The organism is Vibrio sp. Makdt (genome assembly GCF_027587015.1).
Taxonomy (GTDB): Bacteria; Pseudomonadota; Gammaproteobacteria; order Enterobacterales; family Vibrionaceae; genus Vibrio; species Vibrio chagasii_B.
This window is the reverse complement of the sequence record NZ_JAPPTH010000023.1, coordinates 31402-47098: the sequence shown is the minus strand read 5'-3', so window position 1 is coordinate 47098 and position 15697 is coordinate 31402. Positions and strand designations below refer to the sequence as shown.

The following is a 15697-nucleotide window of genomic DNA, read 5'->3' as shown; positions in this document are numbered from 1 at the left end:
TACATCTGAATTTTGTACTCACTAAAGTTAATGCGTAGCCGCTTCTCCATCAACAACTTCTAACGCAGGCGCCTTATGGCGGCTGTATTCATCATAGTTAACCACTCGACTGCGTCCCATGTCTTTCGCCATATACAGCGCGTTGTCCGCCATCTTCACCAGAGATTCGGTATCGGAGGCAGGCTTAGGATACGTAGCAACACCAATCGATACACCCAACTGACCTAAAGAAAGTCCTTTGTGTTCTAGGTGCATAGAACGAACTGCATCACACAAGGTTTGTCCGAACTCGGTCGCTTGCTGCATAGTGTAATGTGGAAGCAGCACCGCCAACTCTTCACCACCTAAGCGACAAGCAATCTCATCTTCACTGACACTCTGTTTAAGTAGCGCACTGATCTCTTTCAACACGAAATCACCTGCATCATGACCAAAGTTGTCATTGAAGCGTTTGAAGTGATCCAAATCGAGCATCAATAGCGATAATGGTTGTTCGCTGGTGGCCGAATTCATTGAGTGCTCTTCCAATTTCTGCTCGAAGAAGCGACGGTTGAATAATCCTGTCAATGGATCGCTCAATGCTTGTGAGCGAAGCTTCTCTTGCAGGCTCAAGTTAGCCAGCGCCAAGCCTAGGTGTTCTGACACACTGAAAGCCAATTGCTCGGTGATGGGGTCAATCTCGATATGACCTTGACCGAAATAAAGGTGCATGATGCCTATGGTATTGCCATGTGCGGTCAGTGGGATGCAAAGGGTTTGGTTGTTTTCCATCTCGTGCATGTGGCCACAAGTTAACGAGTGAAAGTCATCATTTGATTGATGTGCTCGCCCCTTACGCAGTGACCAACACTCTTCAGGTGCAAAGCTCGTACTTCCGGGCCAAGTGTCTCCCCAATCTAGCTGGATAATTAATTGATTTCGTGATGCTCGCATCAGTGAAACGCTGCCGTTCACCTTACCAAGAATTCGCGGCAAGATATCTGAAACGATCTGCTGAGCTTCCACCATGTTATTACACGCTGCAAGCATGTTGGCCAAACGGTGCATCAATTCAATCTCATGGGTTCTTTGGCGAATACGCTCATCTTGCTTCTTCTGCTCTTCTTCAACCTTGTGCACGATCTGACGGTTACTCACATACGAAGTGCCAATCAAAAAGCTCAAGCTCAATACAACCATCCCGATCAGAATACCCATTAGTTGGAAGTTCATCTGCTTAAGTTGATGCATTGGTGAAGAGATTACGATAACGAAACTGCTACCGTTCATCGACTCTTTATGCGAGTAATAGATACGATCAACGGAGGTAACGGTACTAAAGCGCACGTCACTACCAAGGCCGGTTTTTAAAGCTTGTTGAAACTCAGGACGATTGCTGTGGTTCTCAACACTCGCCAATGCATGATCAGAAAGGTCTGTATCACCAATCACCACACCATCAGGCGTAATAACCTGGATTCTCAATCGCGTACTGGCTTGAGTAAGATTGCCAATGTAGTCATCCACATCCACTCCAGCAGTAAATAGGCTACTATCTTCACGGACCTCATAAACAACGTCAGACATCAATGAGACGAGATGGTTACGTTCGTTCTCTACTACTAACTTTTCCAAAGTGATGTAAAAACCGTACAGGCCCACCAGCATTGAAAAAGACAGAATAATGATCGGCAAAGTTTGCCACTTTTTATCGACGAGTCTCATTTTGCGCACACTTTAATTTTACAGAACAACAACCTGATTATTAACAATCGTCCTAAAAAATACAATCAGGAAATAGATTATTTTTTGTCAGTAAATGATGACAAAAAAGCCAGCAACGTAAGTTGCTGGCTTTCACAAGAATCAAACTTTAGGTGTTAGAAGATTACTTCTTCTTTGGGCGCTGCCAATCCGCAATTTTGCGCTCTTTAGCACGGCTGATAACCAGTTCGTTCTCAGAAACATCACGTGTTACCGTAGAACCAGCACCCACTGTCGCACCATTACCGATAGTAACAGGCGCGATTAATTGGCTATCAGAGCCAACGAATACGTCATCGCCAATGATGGTCTTAAACTTATTCGCACCATCGTAGTTACAAGTAATAGCACCTGCACCAACGTTAACACGCTGACCAATCTCTGCGTCACCTAAGTAAGTAAGGTGGTTCGCTTTAGAGCCTTCACCAAGACGAGTGTTCTTCACTTCAACAAAGTTACCAACATGCGAATCATTGCGCATGTCAGCGCCTGGACGTAGGCGAGTAAATGGACCAACTGTGCAGTCTTCACCTACAGTCGCACCTTCAATTACGCTGTATGGGCGAATAACGGTATTGTCATCAATTTCGCAGTCTTTTAAAACACAACCAGTGCCAATAACCACGTTATCACCAATGCTTACGCTGCCTTCAATAATAACGTTGGTGTCGATCTCAACGTCCATACCACATTGCAGTTCACCACGTAGATCAAAGCGGCTAGGGTCGCGTAGCATAACGCCCTGCTTCAATAGTTTGTCAGCCTGCTCTGCTTGGTAAGCACGCTCTAAACGAGCAAGTTGAGAGCGATCGTTCACGCCTTCAACTTCAATTGGGCTTACAGGGTGTACCGCTTCTACCGCACGACCTTCATCGTGAGCTGCAGCAATAACGTCAGTTAGGTAGTATTCACCTTGCGCGTTGTCATTGCTTAGACCTGACAACCAACGCTTAAGATCACCGCCTGTCGCAACCATCACGCCGGTGTTGATCTCTTTGATAAGCTTCTGCTCATCTGTTGCATCTTTTTGTTCAACGATCGCCACTACTGGACCATTGCGACGAATGATACGGCCGTAACCCATTGGGTTATCCAGCACAACAGTAAGTAGTGCGATGCCACCGTTTGGTTGAGCATCTAATAGGTTTTCAATGGTTTCAGGCGAGATAAGAGGAACATCACCGTAAAGCACCAGTACTTTCTCATCATCAGAGAAATGAGCAGAGGCCTGGTCAACCGCGTGACCTGTACCTAGTTGCTCAGCTTGCAGTGCCCAATTTACTGATTCCTCAGCCAAAGTAGCCTTCATCTGATCACCACCATGGCCGTAAACCAAGTGGATATTTTGGGCTCCTAGACCATTACAAGTATCGATCACATGCTTCACCATTGGTTTGCCCGCAAGGGTGTGCAGAACCTTTGGTGTATTTGAATACATGCGAGTACCTTTGCCCGCTGCGAGAATTACCGCGCTAAACTTCATTGTAAACCTATCCGACGTGATTTTTTATTAAGCTGATATTGTAACCGTTTTGAGACAAAAACTTAAATCGTAATAACCATTTAAACGTTAGGCATACGTATAGGGAACATTTATGAGAGCGCAAAAAACAAAAAGGCGACCCTTAGGTCGCCTTTAGCTCAGAACCAATAATCTTATAAAAGATTAGCGGCGCTGTTTTGTCAGTTCGATAACTCGTAACTGAGCAATGGCTTTAGCCAGTTCACCGGCCGCTTGTGCGAAGTCTATGTCGCCATGCTGATTTTGGATATTCTCCACAGCCTTGCGCTTAGCTTCTTCCGCCTTTGCTGCGTCTAGTTCTTCACCACGGATAGCTGTATCAGCCAGTACAGTCGCTGTACCAGGCTGAACTTCTACCATACCACCAGAAACATAAATGATTTCTTCGTGGCCGTGCTGCTTAACAATACGCACCATACCAGGCTTGATAGCGGTCAGCAGTGGAGTATGACCATGGAAAATACCAAGCTCACCCTCACTACCGGTCACCTGAAACGTCTCAACAAGACCAGAGAAAAGCTTTTTCTCTGCACTTACTACGTCTAGGTGAAAGGTTATTGCTGCCATATCGCCTCCTAGTTAGCCTTATAGCTTCTTAGCATTCTCAATAGCTTCGTCGATAGTACCGCAGTACATAAACGCTTGCTCTGGAATGTCATCGTATTCACCAGATAGTAGACCTTGGAAGCCACGTAGAGTCTCTTTTAGAGGTACGTAAACACCTGGGTCACCAGTAAATACTTCCGCTACGTGGTAAGGCTGAGTAAGGAACTTCTCAATCTTACGAGCACGAGATACTACTTGCTTATCTTCTTCAGATAGCTCGTCCATACCTAGGATAGCAATGATATCTTTCAGCTCTTTATAGCGCTGAAGTGTAGACTGAACGCCACGAGCGATGTCGTAGTGCTCTTGTCCAACTACCAATGGATCCAGTTGGCGAGATGTAGAATCTAGCGGGTCGATCGCTGGGTATAGACCCATAGCTGCGATGTTACGGTTAAGTACAACCGTTGCATCCAAGTGCGCGAACGTTGTTGCTGGAGACGGGTCAGTCAAGTCATCCGCAGGTACGTATACCGCCTGTACAGACGTGATAGAACCTTGCTTAGTTGACGTGATACGCTCTTGTAGAACACCCATTTCTTCTGCAAGAGTAGGTTGGTAACCTACCGCAGAAGGCATACGGCCTAGAAGTGCTGATACCTCAGTACCTGCAAGCGTGTAACGGTAGATGTTATCTACGAATAGTAGAACGTCACGACCTTCGTCACGGAAACGCTCAGCCATTGTTAGACCAGTCAGTGCAACACGTAGACGGTTACCTGGTGGCTCGTTCATCTGACCGTAAACCATCGCTACTTTAGATTCTTCAGGGTTTTCAACGTTTACAACGCCTGCTTCCTGCATTTCAAAGTAGAAATCGTTACCTTCACGAGTACGCTCACCTACACCTGCAAATACAGATAGGCCAGAGTGTTGAAGTGCGATGTTGTTGATAAGTTCCATCATGTTAACGGTCTTACCTACACCTGCACCACCGAATAGACCGATTTTACCACCCTTAGCGAATGGACAAACCAAGTCGATTACCTTAACACCCGTCTCTAGAAGAGCTGTCTCGTTAGACTGTTCTTCGTAGCTTGGAGCTTCACGGTGAATTGCGTAGTGCTCTTCTGCACCGATTTCACCACACTCATCAATCGCGTCACCTAGAACGTTCATGATACGACCTAAGGTCTTAGTACCTACTGGTACTGAGATTGGAGCGCCAGTATTTTCAACTGTCAAACCACGACGTAAACCATCAGAGCTACCCATTACGATTGCGCGAACTACGCCACCGCCAAGTTGTTGCTGAACTTCAAGAACTAGACGCTCTTTCACTTCATTAACATTCAGAGCATCGTATACACGAGGTACTTCGCCCTGTGGGAACTCTACGTCGACTACCGCACCGATGATCTGTACGATCTTACCTGTAGCCATCGTTAATCCTCTAACTATTTAGTTTTACCTAAGCTTAAAACGAATAAGCGATTAAACCGCTGCTGCGCCTGAAACGATTTCAGAAAGTTCTTGTGTAATAGCCGCTTGACGCGCCTTGTTGTACACAAGCTCTAAATCATCGATTAGGTCGCTAGCGTTGTCGGTTGCAGCTTTCATTGCAATCATTCGAGCCGCTTGCTCACAAGCAAGGTTCTCTACCACACCTTGGTACACTTGAGATTCGACGTAACGAACCAATAGTGCATCTAGTAGTGGTTTTGGCTCAGGCTCATAAATGTAGTCCCAAGCATGATCGCGCTGCATATCTTCGCTATCTGATTTAGGCAAAGGAAGTAATTGATCGATCGTTGGTTCTTGTACCATAGTGTTTTCAAACTTGTTGAACACTACGAACAGGCGATCCAATTCACCTTCATCATATTTCTTTAGCATTACGCTTACAGAGCCGATTAAGTCTTCAAGGCTAGGGCTATCGCCTAGGCCAGAAACTTGAGCTGCTACTTTCGCGCCGCTGTTGTTGAAAAATGCTGTTGCTTTTGAACCGATAATTGCCAGTTCAACGTCAGCACCTTTCTCAGACCAATCTTTCATGTCGTTCATGGCTTTCTTGAACAAGTTAATGTTCAAACCACCACAAAGACCACGGTCTGTAGAAACGATGATGTAACCAACACGTTTGGCTTCACGTTCCTCAAGATAAGGATGCTTATACTCAAGGCTACCGTTAGCCAAATGACCGATCACTTTACGCATTGTTTCTGCATATGGACGAGTAGCTTCCATTGCGTCTTGAGAACGACGCATTTTTGAAGCTGCTACCATTTCCATTGCTTTCGTAATCTTCTGTGTGCTTTTAACACTACCGATTTTATTACGTATCTCTTTTGCGCCGGCCATCGTTACTCTCCGTTAATGGTATGAGGTGACCCGAAGGCCACCCACCAATTACCAGGTCTGGGTTGCTTTGAAATCGTCAACAAGCTTCTTCAGCTCAGCTTCGATATCATTGTTGTAAGCACCCGTTGTGTCGATCTGTGTAGCTAGATCGCCATATTGACCGCGAGCAAACGATAGTAAAGCAGCTTCAAAGTCTAGAAGCTTAGCAAGCTCTACGTCTTGAAGGTAACCACGCTCTGCAGCGAAGATTACAAGTGCTTGGTCAAATACAGACATAGGAGCGTATTGCTTCTGCTTCATTAGCTCTGTAACTTTTTGACCATGGTCTAGCTGCTTCTTAGTCGCTTCATCAAGGTCAGACGAGAACTGTGCGAATGCCGCAAGTTCACGGTACTGTGCTAGAGCTGTACGGATACCGCCAGATAGCTTCTTGATGATTTTAGTCTGCGCTGAACCACCTACACGAGATACTGAGATACCTGGGTCAACAGCTGGACGTACGCCCGCGTTGAATAGCTCAGTTTGTAGGAAGATCTGACCATCGGTAATCGAGATTACGTTCGTCGGTACGAATGCAGATACGTCACCAGCTTGCGTTTCGATGATAGGAAGAGCAGTTAAAGAACCAGTCTTGCCTTTCACTTCACCGTTAGTGAATGTTTCTACGTAGTGTTCGCTTACACGAGCAGCACGCTCTAGTAGACGAGAGTGAAGGTAGAAAACATCACCAGGGAACGCTTCACGACCTGGTGGACGCTTAAGTAGTAGCGAGATCTGACGGTAAGCTACAGCTTGCTTAGATAGATCATCATAAACAATCAGTGCATCTTCACCGCGATCACGGAAGTATTCACCCATCGCACAACCTGCGTATGGCGCTAGGTATTGTAGCGCTGCAGATTCAGAAGCTGATGCAACAACAACGATAGTGTTAGCTAGCGCGCCGTGCTCTTCTAGTTTGCGAACTACGTTAGCGATAGTCGATGCTTTCTGACCGATTGCTACGTAGATAGAGAAAATACCTGAATCTTTTTGGTTAATAATCGCATCGATCGCCATCGCTGTTTTACCAGTTTGACGGTCACCGATTACTAGTTCACGTTGACCACGACCGATTGGGATCATTGAGTCAACAGACTTGTAACCAGTTTGTACAGGTTGATCTACCGATTTACGGTCGATTACACCTGGTGCAATTACTTCTACAGGCGAAGTCAGTTTCGCTTCGATAGGACCTTTGCCATCAATTGGCTCACCTAATGTGTTTACAACACGACCAAGTAGTTCTGGACCTACTGGCACTTCAAGAATGCGGCCAGTACCTGTAACTTTCATGCCTTCCTGTAGGTCAGCATATGGGCCCATTACAACAGCACCAACCGAATCACGGTTCAAGTTAAGTGCTAGCGCGTAACGGCCACCCGGTAGTTCAATCATTTCACCTTGCATCACGTCCGCTAGGCCGTGAATGCTAAGGATGCCATCGCTTACCGAAACGATAGTACCTTCATTGCGAGCTTCACTAACAACGTCGAAAGATTCAATACGTTGTTTAATTAGATCGCTAATTTCAGTGGAATTAAGTTGCATGCTCCAATCCCCATTAAGACTGCAATGCATCGCTCAGGCGGTCTAGTCGACCACGCGCTGAGTTATCGATGACTAGGTCTCCGGCTCGAATAATAACTCCGCTAAGCAGAGTCTCATCTATACTGCAATTCAGCTGTACTTTGCGCGCTAGGCGCTGTTCCAATTTGCTGCTGATATCTGCGCGTTGTTCTTCTGAAAGTTCAACTGCTGAAGTTACTTCAACGTCGATCTCTTTCTCGTGCTCTTGTTTGAGCAATAAGAACTCTTTGCAAACATCAGGAAAAGCCATTAAGCGGCCATTCTCTGCCATCACTTTAATCAAGTTCTGGCCGAATTCATCAAATTGTTCGCCACAAACTGCAATGAATACTTCCGCTAATTTTTCAGCAGTTAGAGAACTGCTTAGTAGATTGTGGATATCATTGTTTTGTGCCACTTCGGCAGCAAAAGAGAGCATTTGACTCCATTGGTCAAGCTCACCTTTCTCTACCGCAAAGTCAAAAGCTGCTTTAGCATAGGGGCGTGCGATTGTTGTCAAATCAGACATATACAGCCCCTTGCTTTAAAGTTTTGCAGTAATGTTGTCAAGAAGGTCTTTGTGTACGTCTTTATCGATCGTACGCTCAAGGATCTTCTCAGCACCAGCTATAGCCAGAGTTGCGACTTGTTTGCGCAGGTCATCACGGGCACGTGTGCGCTCAGCTTCAAGTTCTGCTTCCGCTTGCGCTAAGATTTTCTGGCGTTCTGCCTGAGCTTCTTCGCGAGCTTCATCAATAATTTGAGCTTTACGTTTGTTTGCCTGTTCAATAACCTCAGTTGCAGTGCGCTTTGCTTCTTTCATTTGCTCAGAAGCGTTGGCTTGTGCCAGGTTCAAGTCTTTAGCAGCGCGCTCAGCGGCTACTAGACCGTCAGCAATTTTCTTCTGACGCTCTTCAATTGCTTGCATGATTGGTGGCCATACATATTTCATGCAGAACCAAACAAACAGTGAAAAAGCAATTGCTTGACCTAGCAGAGTTGCGTTCATATTCACAACAGCTACCCCTCGTTAAGAATCAACTACAAAAATTTAATTAACTATTGAAGAGTTAATTAGCCTGCTAGTTGACCAACAAATGGGTTAGCAAACGTGAATAGTAGTGCGATTACGATACCGATCATTGGAACAGCATCCAGTAGACCAGCGATGATGAACATCTTAACTTGTAGCATAGGAGCCATTTCAGGTTGACGCGCAGCGCCTTCTAGGAATTTACCACCAAGAATAGCAAAACCAATTGCAGTACCTACGGCACAAAGACCAACAATAATAGCAACAGCGATTGCTGAAAAACTTAGTACAGTTTCCATTTACGTTCTCCGATTAACATTAATAGTTAGAATAAAGCTTAAAAATTTTTTTTAGTGATCACTATCTTCATGAGCCATTGATAAGTAAACAATTGTCAACATCATGAAAACAAATGCTTGAATCAAAATAACCAAGATATGGAAGATAGCCCAAGGTAGTGCACCTACCCATTGTAAGTACCACGGTAGCATTGCCGCGATAAGAATAAACACCACCTCACCCGCAAACATATTACCAAATAAACGCATACCTAGAGATAGTGGCTTCGCCAGAAGCGAAATTACCTCAAGTACCAAGTTAAATGGAATCATGATTGGGTGATTAAATGGATGCAGTGCCAATTCTTTAGCAAATCCGCCCAAGCCTTTTACTTTGATGCTGTAGTAGATCATCAGAGCAAAAACACCTAGAGCCATTGCCATAGTTATATTTACATCAGCTGTAGGAACCACTTTCAAGTAAGGGATGCCTAACCAATGCTCTGCAGGATATGGTAAGAAATCGATTGGCACTAAGTCCATCAAGTTCATTAAAATAATCCAGCAGAATATAGTCAGTGCTAATGGGGCAATCAGCGGGTTGCGGCCATGGAAAGTTTCCTTAACGTTGTCGCCAACGAATTCCACTACCATTTCTACAAAACACTGAAGCTTACCAGGTACACCTACTGTTGCTTTCTTAGCGACTGAGCGAAAAACCCAAAGGAATAACATCCCTGTCAACACCGAAAAAAACAGACTGTCTATATGTACGTTCCAGAAACTTGTCTCCTCTACAAAACCTAACTTAGCTAAAGATAGATTCTGTAAGTGGTGTTCAATGTATCCGGATGCTGTTGCCGCAGCCATAACTCGTCCTATTTCTTATTGTTAATGAAAAGCACTGGCGCAAAGATATTAATACCAAGAACCAGTAAATAGGTCAGTTTGAGGGGGATTAACTCCACCTGCATATACATGTAGACAATAGAGAATAGTAGAACTGTGATTAGGATTTTTAGCGCTTCGCCAGCATAGAACGACGCCGCAACTAACTTAGTCGCACGAGCTCCACAAAATAGGAAAGCACACACACAAAAAACTACATTCGCGATGACAAAAATGCCGCCACCGATTAATGCAGCAAAACCCCAGTCAGGATTAACAGCTAAACCTAACCCTATCGCCACTAATATAACCGCGCTAAGCTCGATCAATAACATTTGCTTTGCAAGCACTCGTCCTGGTCTTGCTAACGCCGCTACCATGTATTCGTTCCTCTTTAAGCCCACTTTACCACTCGCTCAAAAGCGTGCTGAGAAATTGGCGAAAATTATACGTTCAGCCAAATTGATTGCAATAAGAACGCTGCAATCATTTACATTTTTGCATACAAACCGACAACTTTTGTACGAAATTACTTGTTTATTACATAATTGACCTAAATCAATTATCTCATTTAGTACTCTAATTTAGCAATAAGTTGCTCTAATTTGTGAGGCTCATCAAGAGTAATTGTCACTTTTGACTTACCGCTAACAGAACGAGTAACTGAAACGTTTGCTTGCAATTTTTCCGTGAGTCTTCGCGAAAGTTCGATAGCTTCTGTGTCTTCAGGCTTCGATTCTGGCTCAACGTCTGGTTTTAAACACTTTTTAACAAGTTGTTCAGTTTGACGCACGGTCATATTTTTGGTCGCCGCAGTGTTCGCTGCCTCAACCTGGGTATCACCTTCGAGCGCAAGCAGTGCTCGAGCATGCCCCATTTCCAGTTGTTTGTTGGAAACTAAACCTTTTACTTCATTTTCGAGCTGATTTAGACGTAATAAGTTACTAACCGTTGCTCTCGATTTACCAATCACATCAGCAACTTGCTGGTGCGTTAGTTCAAATTCATTCTGTAGGCGCTCTAGCGCTTGTGCTTCTTCGATAACATTCAGGTCTTCACGCTGAATATTCTCGATTAACGCCATCGCAATCGCGGCTTTGTCTTCCACTCGCTTGATAAGACATGGCACTTGCTTAAGGCCCGCTTGACGAGCCGCTCTCCAACGACGCTCACCCGCAATAATTTCATACTGATCTTGCGCTAATGGACGTACAACGATTGGCTGGATGATGCCTTGAGATTGAATTGAAGCCGCCAGCTCTTCAAGCGCTTCTGGCGCAATATCTTTACGCGGTTGATAAACCCCTGGTTTCAAGCAACCAACAGCCAACTCTGTGAGCTCTCCATCAGCCGATAACGCCTGACTATGAGAAGCAACTTGCTGTTTTTCACGAGCCAACGAGCTAGTTGCAAGCAGTGCATCTAACCCTTTTCCTAAACCACGCTTAGACATTGAGCGAATTCCTTTGATTAGACCTATACTGGGACTTCTTCACGACGCAACATTTCGCCTGCGAGAGCAAGATATGCTTTGGCACCAGCGGAATATTTGTCGTAGTACATTGCAGGCTTGCCGTGACTCGGCGCTTCAGCTAAACGTACATTTCGAGGGATCACAGTTCGGTAAACCTTGCTACCGAAGTGCTTTTTGAGTTGATCAGATACTTCGTTCGATAAGCGGTTACGCGGATCATACATAGTACGCAGAAGACCTTCGATCTTCAGGTTCTCGTTAACGACCGCTGCGAGCTTACTGATGGTATCCATCAACGCAGTCAAACCTTCAAGTGCAAAGTATTCACATTGCATTGGAACTAACACGGAATCGGCTGCAGCCATCGCGTTAATTGTAAGAAGGTTTAGAGAAGGTGGGCAATCAATAAAGATGAAATCATAATTATCGCGAATGGATGCGAGTGCATTCTTAAGGCGAACTTCACGCGCAAACACTTCCATCAGCTTGATTTCTGCCGCAGTAACATCACCGTTAGCGGCGATGAGGTCATAATTGCCAGATGTACTTCGACAAACTACCTCATCAAATGGGGTGTCTTCAACCAACAAATCGTAAGCAGTTGCTTCAACCTGATATTTGTCGACACCGCTCGCCATAGTGGCATTACCTTGAGGATCGAGGTCAACAACCAATATCTTGCGCTTTGTTGCCGCCATTGATGCTGCTAAGTTAATGCAAGTTGTTGTTTTTCCTACGCCGCCCTTCTGGTTGGCAATTGCTACGATTCTACCCACTATGGCCTCGCTGATTATCCCTGACGCGATAAAGTTACTAGATGACGCTCTCCATCAAGCTCTGGTACTCGCAAAGCTTTGATGTCTGTCACTGAACACCATTCAGGTAACAGGTCGATTTCATCTCTAGGATGTTGTCCCTTGAGAGCCAAAAATACACCGGATTGCTCTTTAGGTAAATGGTGACACCACTCTACCATGTCTGTCATTGACGCAAATGCGCGACTGAGCACTGCATCAAACTTTTCTTCAGGTTGAAACTCTTCAACACGGCTTTGGACCGGCACGACGTTGTCGATTCCCAACTCGTGAACCACCTGCTTAATAAAACGAATACGCTTACCTAAGCTATCTAGCAAGTAAAACTCGCAGTCTGGGTTCATGATTGAGAGCGGAATCCCAGGTAAGCCAGGTCCAGTTCCCACATCGATAAAGCGCTTACCCTGTAAGTGAGTGCTAACAATGATGCTATCTAAGATATGTTTCACCATCATTTCTAATGGGTCACGAACCGAAGTCAGATTGTAAGCCTTGTTCCATTTGTTGAGTAACTCAACATAGCCAACTAGCTGGCTACGTTGTTTTTCAGATACTTCTAGGTCTGTCTGGCCAATCAGGTGATCCAGTTTTTCGCGTAATACGCTCATTATGCTTCCTCACCCTTTTTCAACAGGCCGTGTTTTTTCAAGTAAACCAGTAGGATTGAAATTGCCGCAGGTGTAATACCCGAAATACGAGAAGCAATACCAATTGAATCCGGTTTAGCGTTAGTTAGTTTTAGAACTACTTCGTTAGAAAGCCCTTTTACCTGGCTGTAATCAATATCAGCAGGCAGTTTGGTGTTTTCATGACGCAGTGATTTTTCAATTTCGTCTTGTTGACGCTGAATGTAGCCTTCGTACTTCACTTGGATCTCAACTTGCTCAGCCGCTTGTTGATCTTCCAGTGCTGGAGAAAAACGATCCAGAGCCGTCAGCTGTGAATAAGTCATTTCTGGACGACGCAGAAGATCTTCGCCGCTCGCTTCACGAGACATTGGTGTTTTTAGGATCTGGTTCAGCGCGCCAATATCTTCAGATTTTGGATTAATCCAAGTCTCTTTCAGACGCTGACGCTCTTTCTCCATGTTGTCCATCTTCTCGTTGAATCGAGCCCAACGCGCATCATCAACCAAACCAAGTTCACGAGATTTTTCTGTCAGACGGATATCGGCGTTGTCTTCACGAAGCAACAGACGGTATTCCGCACGAGACGTAAACATACGGTACGGTTCTTTGGTGCCCATCGTTGATAGGTCATCGATAAGAACGCCCATGTAAGCTTGGTCACGACGTGGGCTCCAGCCCTCTTTGCCTTGAGTGAATAAGCTTGCGTTTAAGCCAGCCATGAGACCTTGTGCTGCCGCTTCTTCATAACCGGTAGTACCGTTAATTTGACCAGCAAAGAACAAGCCTTTAATAAACTTAGTTTCGTAAGTCAGTTTTAGGTCGCGAGGATCAAAGAAATCATACTCAATTGCGTATCCAGGACGCACGATGTGAGCATTTTCGAACCCCTTCATTGAGCGAACAATTTGAACCTGTACATCAAACGGCAGACTAGTAGAGATACCATTCGGGTATAACTCATGTGTCGTTAGGCCTTCAGGCTCAATAAAAATTTGGTGGCTGTTTTTATCAGCAAAACGCATCACTTTGTCTTCAATCGAAGGACAGTAGCGAGGACCAATCCCCTCAATCACGCCAGCGTACATCGGGCTGCGGTCAAGGTTGGCACGAATCACATCGTGCGTATTTTCATTGGTATGCGTGATGTAACATGGGATTTGGCGCGGCTGTTGTGCTCGGCTGCCCATGAATGAGAAAACCGGTGTTGGGTTATCACCGTGCTGAACCTCAAGTTCAGAAAAATCAACACTGCGCGCATCGATACGAGGAGGCGTACCGGTTTTCAGGCGATCAACTCGAAATGGAAGATCACGAAGTCGGTCAGCCAAAGCGATCGATGGTGGATCGCCAGCACGACCACCAGAAGAGCTTTCCATACCAATATGGATCTTACCGCCTAGGAATGTCCCTACCGTCAGTACCACAGCATCGGCACGGAACTTAAGGCCCATTTGAGTGACCACACCGACCACTTGATCCTGTTCAACGATCAGGTCATCAACCGATTGCTGGAACAAGGTTAGATTTGGCGTGTTTTCAAGGACATTACGAACAAAGGCTTTGTAGAGTGCACGGTCTGCTTGAGCGCGAGTTGCACGAACCGCAGGGCCTTTTGATGCGTTTAATGTTCTGAATTGAATACCTGCATGATCAATAGCTTGCGCCATTAAACCACCCATAGCATCGACCTCTTTTACCAAGTGGCCCTTACCAATACCACCGATAGCTGGGTTGCAGGACATTTGTCCCAATGTATCGATATTGTGAGTAAGTAATAACGTACTTTGACCAGTACGTGCAGATGCGAGTGCGGCTTCCGTTCCTGCATGGCCACCACCAACAACGATGACGTCAAATTTTTCGTGATAAAGCATGAACCGACCTCAGGTATTCAAACGTTTTCTAGACTGATAAAAAGGAGCGATATTCTACCTGTTTTCATAGCTTGAGAAAACGTTTTTGGAATTTTTCGAATAAGCTGTTTTTAATTAATATAGATAAGATCTTTAAAGAGATCTTTTATTGGATCTATTATTAGGATCGAAGGTGGCTGTGGATAAGTCGAAAATGATCAACGAGATCATGGATCTTTTTTGGATCAAATGATGTGATCTAACTTTGATCAGGATGAGGATTAGCTGGGATCAAAATGGCTACTTATTCACAGGGGGAAATAGGCATAAAACTTATTATTTGGATAACTATAGGTTAATCACCGAATATGTATGATCTTATCCACAGCAGATCTTGAAAATAAATGGTTATTTTTCGGCTTTTACTCAAAAAAGTTATTCACAATCTTGATATTCAGGCATAAAAAAAGCGGCAAAAGCCGCTTTTTGAGGAGAAGAGGGGGTTAAAGCTGGTCGCTATGATCGTTAAACCACTCTTCTGCAGCGTCTTCGGGTACCGGAGTCTCCAATACATCGATGGTAAAACAGTCAGAAATCGCCTGTCCGCCAAGTTTTGTTAATAACTCATGAGCGGCTTGGCCTGCTGCGCAGAAGGTATCGTAACTTGAATCACCTATGGCTATCACAGCAAAACGAACCTTATCGAGTTGAGGTGCGTGCTCTGTTAGATCGGCAATGAATGGCTTGATATTATCAGGGAATTCACCCGCACCATGGGTCGAGGTCACTACTAACCAGAAGCCTTGCTGAGGAATATCATTGTATTCAGGCTGGTTGTGCAGCGTTATCTCATGGCCTTGTTCTTCTAGAAGATCATTAAGGTGATCGCCAACGTATTCGGCGCCGCCTAAGGTGCTGCCTGTAATAATGTGGATCATTAAGCTGTC

16 protein-coding genes are annotated in these 15697 nt (G+C 45.0%); all 16 read right to left on the bottom strand.

What is annotated here, in order from left to right:
- Positions 1-27 precede the first annotated feature (27 nt).
- Entirely contained in the window at positions 28-1647 is a 1620-nt protein-coding gene (locus tag OH460_RS21795; RefSeq protein ID WP_269999527.1) for a sensor domain-containing diguanylate cyclase, read from the bottom strand.
- A gap of 220 nt (positions 1648-1867) precedes the next feature.
- Complete coding sequence (glmU, locus tag OH460_RS21790; RefSeq protein ID WP_269999510.1) at positions 1868-3226, bottom strand: bifunctional UDP-N-acetylglucosamine diphosphorylase/glucosamine-1-phosphate N-acetyltransferase GlmU; 1359 nt, start codon at positions 3224-3226, stop codon at positions 1868-1870.
- A gap of 183 nt (positions 3227-3409) precedes the next feature.
- Positions 3410-3832: a F0F1 ATP synthase subunit epsilon gene (locus OH460_RS21785; RefSeq protein WP_004739296.1), complete on the bottom strand. Its 423-nt coding sequence runs from the start codon at positions 3830-3832 to the stop codon at positions 3410-3412.
- Between the two features lie 18 nt (positions 3833-3850).
- The gene (atpD, locus tag OH460_RS21780; protein ID WP_008221380.1) at positions 3851-5254 is read right to left on the bottom strand and encodes a F0F1 ATP synthase subunit beta; all 1404 of its coding nucleotides are present in this window, start codon (positions 5252-5254) and stop codon (positions 3851-3853) included.
- Between the two features lie 51 nt (positions 5255-5305).
- The gene (gene atpG, locus OH460_RS21775; RefSeq protein WP_008221382.1) at positions 5306-6172 is read right to left on the bottom strand and encodes a F0F1 ATP synthase subunit gamma; all 867 of its coding nucleotides are present in this window, start codon (positions 6170-6172) and stop codon (positions 5306-5308) included.
- 48 nt (positions 6173-6220) lie between these two features.
- Positions 6221-7762, bottom strand: coding sequence for a F0F1 ATP synthase subunit alpha (gene atpA / locus OH460_RS21770; protein ID WP_008221384.1), 1542 nt, complete (start codon positions 7760-7762; stop codon positions 6221-6223).
- Positions 7763-7775: 13 nt separating this feature from the next.
- Complete coding sequence (gene atpH / locus OH460_RS21765) at positions 7776-8309, bottom strand: F0F1 ATP synthase subunit delta (RefSeq protein WP_004739291.1); 534 nt, start codon at positions 8307-8309, stop codon at positions 7776-7778.
- Positions 8310-8324: 15 nt separating this feature from the next.
- Positions 8325-8795, bottom strand: a complete 471-nt coding sequence (atpF, locus tag OH460_RS21760) for a F0F1 ATP synthase subunit B (protein WP_032498590.1) — start codon at positions 8793-8795, stop codon at positions 8325-8327.
- A 59-nt stretch (positions 8796-8854) separates the two neighbouring features.
- Positions 8855-9112, bottom strand: coding sequence for a F0F1 ATP synthase subunit C (atpE, locus tag OH460_RS21755; RefSeq protein ID WP_004411110.1), 258 nt, complete (start codon positions 9110-9112; stop codon positions 8855-8857).
- 51 nt (positions 9113-9163) lie between these two features.
- The gene (gene atpB / locus OH460_RS21750; RefSeq protein WP_004739289.1) at positions 9164-9961 is read right to left on the bottom strand and encodes a F0F1 ATP synthase subunit A; all 798 of its coding nucleotides are present in this window, start codon (positions 9959-9961) and stop codon (positions 9164-9166) included.
- A gap of 8 nt (positions 9962-9969) precedes the next feature.
- Entirely contained in the window at positions 9970-10359 is a 390-nt protein-coding gene (locus OH460_RS21745; RefSeq protein WP_008221392.1) for a F0F1 ATP synthase subunit I, read from the bottom strand.
- Between the two features lie 191 nt (positions 10360-10550).
- Positions 10551-11432 (bottom strand): ParB/RepB/Spo0J family partition protein, encoded by an 882-nt coding sequence (locus OH460_RS21740; protein ID WP_061033953.1) that lies wholly within the window; start codon positions 11430-11432, stop codon positions 10551-10553.
- A gap of 23 nt (positions 11433-11455) precedes the next feature.
- On the bottom strand, positions 11456-12229 hold the full coding sequence (locus OH460_RS21735; protein WP_026084427.1) for a ParA family protein: 774 nt from the start codon (positions 12227-12229) through the stop codon (positions 11456-11458).
- Positions 12230-12243: 14 nt separating this feature from the next.
- Complete coding sequence (gene rsmG, locus OH460_RS21730) at positions 12244-12876, bottom strand: 16S rRNA (guanine(527)-N(7))-methyltransferase RsmG (RefSeq protein WP_004739283.1); 633 nt, start codon at positions 12874-12876, stop codon at positions 12244-12246.
- On the bottom strand, positions 12876-14771 hold the full coding sequence (gene mnmG / locus OH460_RS21725) for a tRNA uridine-5-carboxymethylaminomethyl(34) synthesis enzyme MnmG (RefSeq protein WP_171731208.1): 1896 nt from the start codon (positions 14769-14771) through the stop codon (positions 12876-12878). Before mnmG ends, rsmG begins: the two co-directional genes overlap by 1 nt.
- A 482-nt stretch (positions 14772-15253) precedes the next feature.
- Positions 15254-15688, bottom strand: coding sequence for an FMN-binding protein MioC (gene mioC / locus OH460_RS21720; protein ID WP_061033951.1), 435 nt, complete (start codon positions 15686-15688; stop codon positions 15254-15256).
- Between the last annotated feature and the right edge of the window lie 9 nt (positions 15689-15697).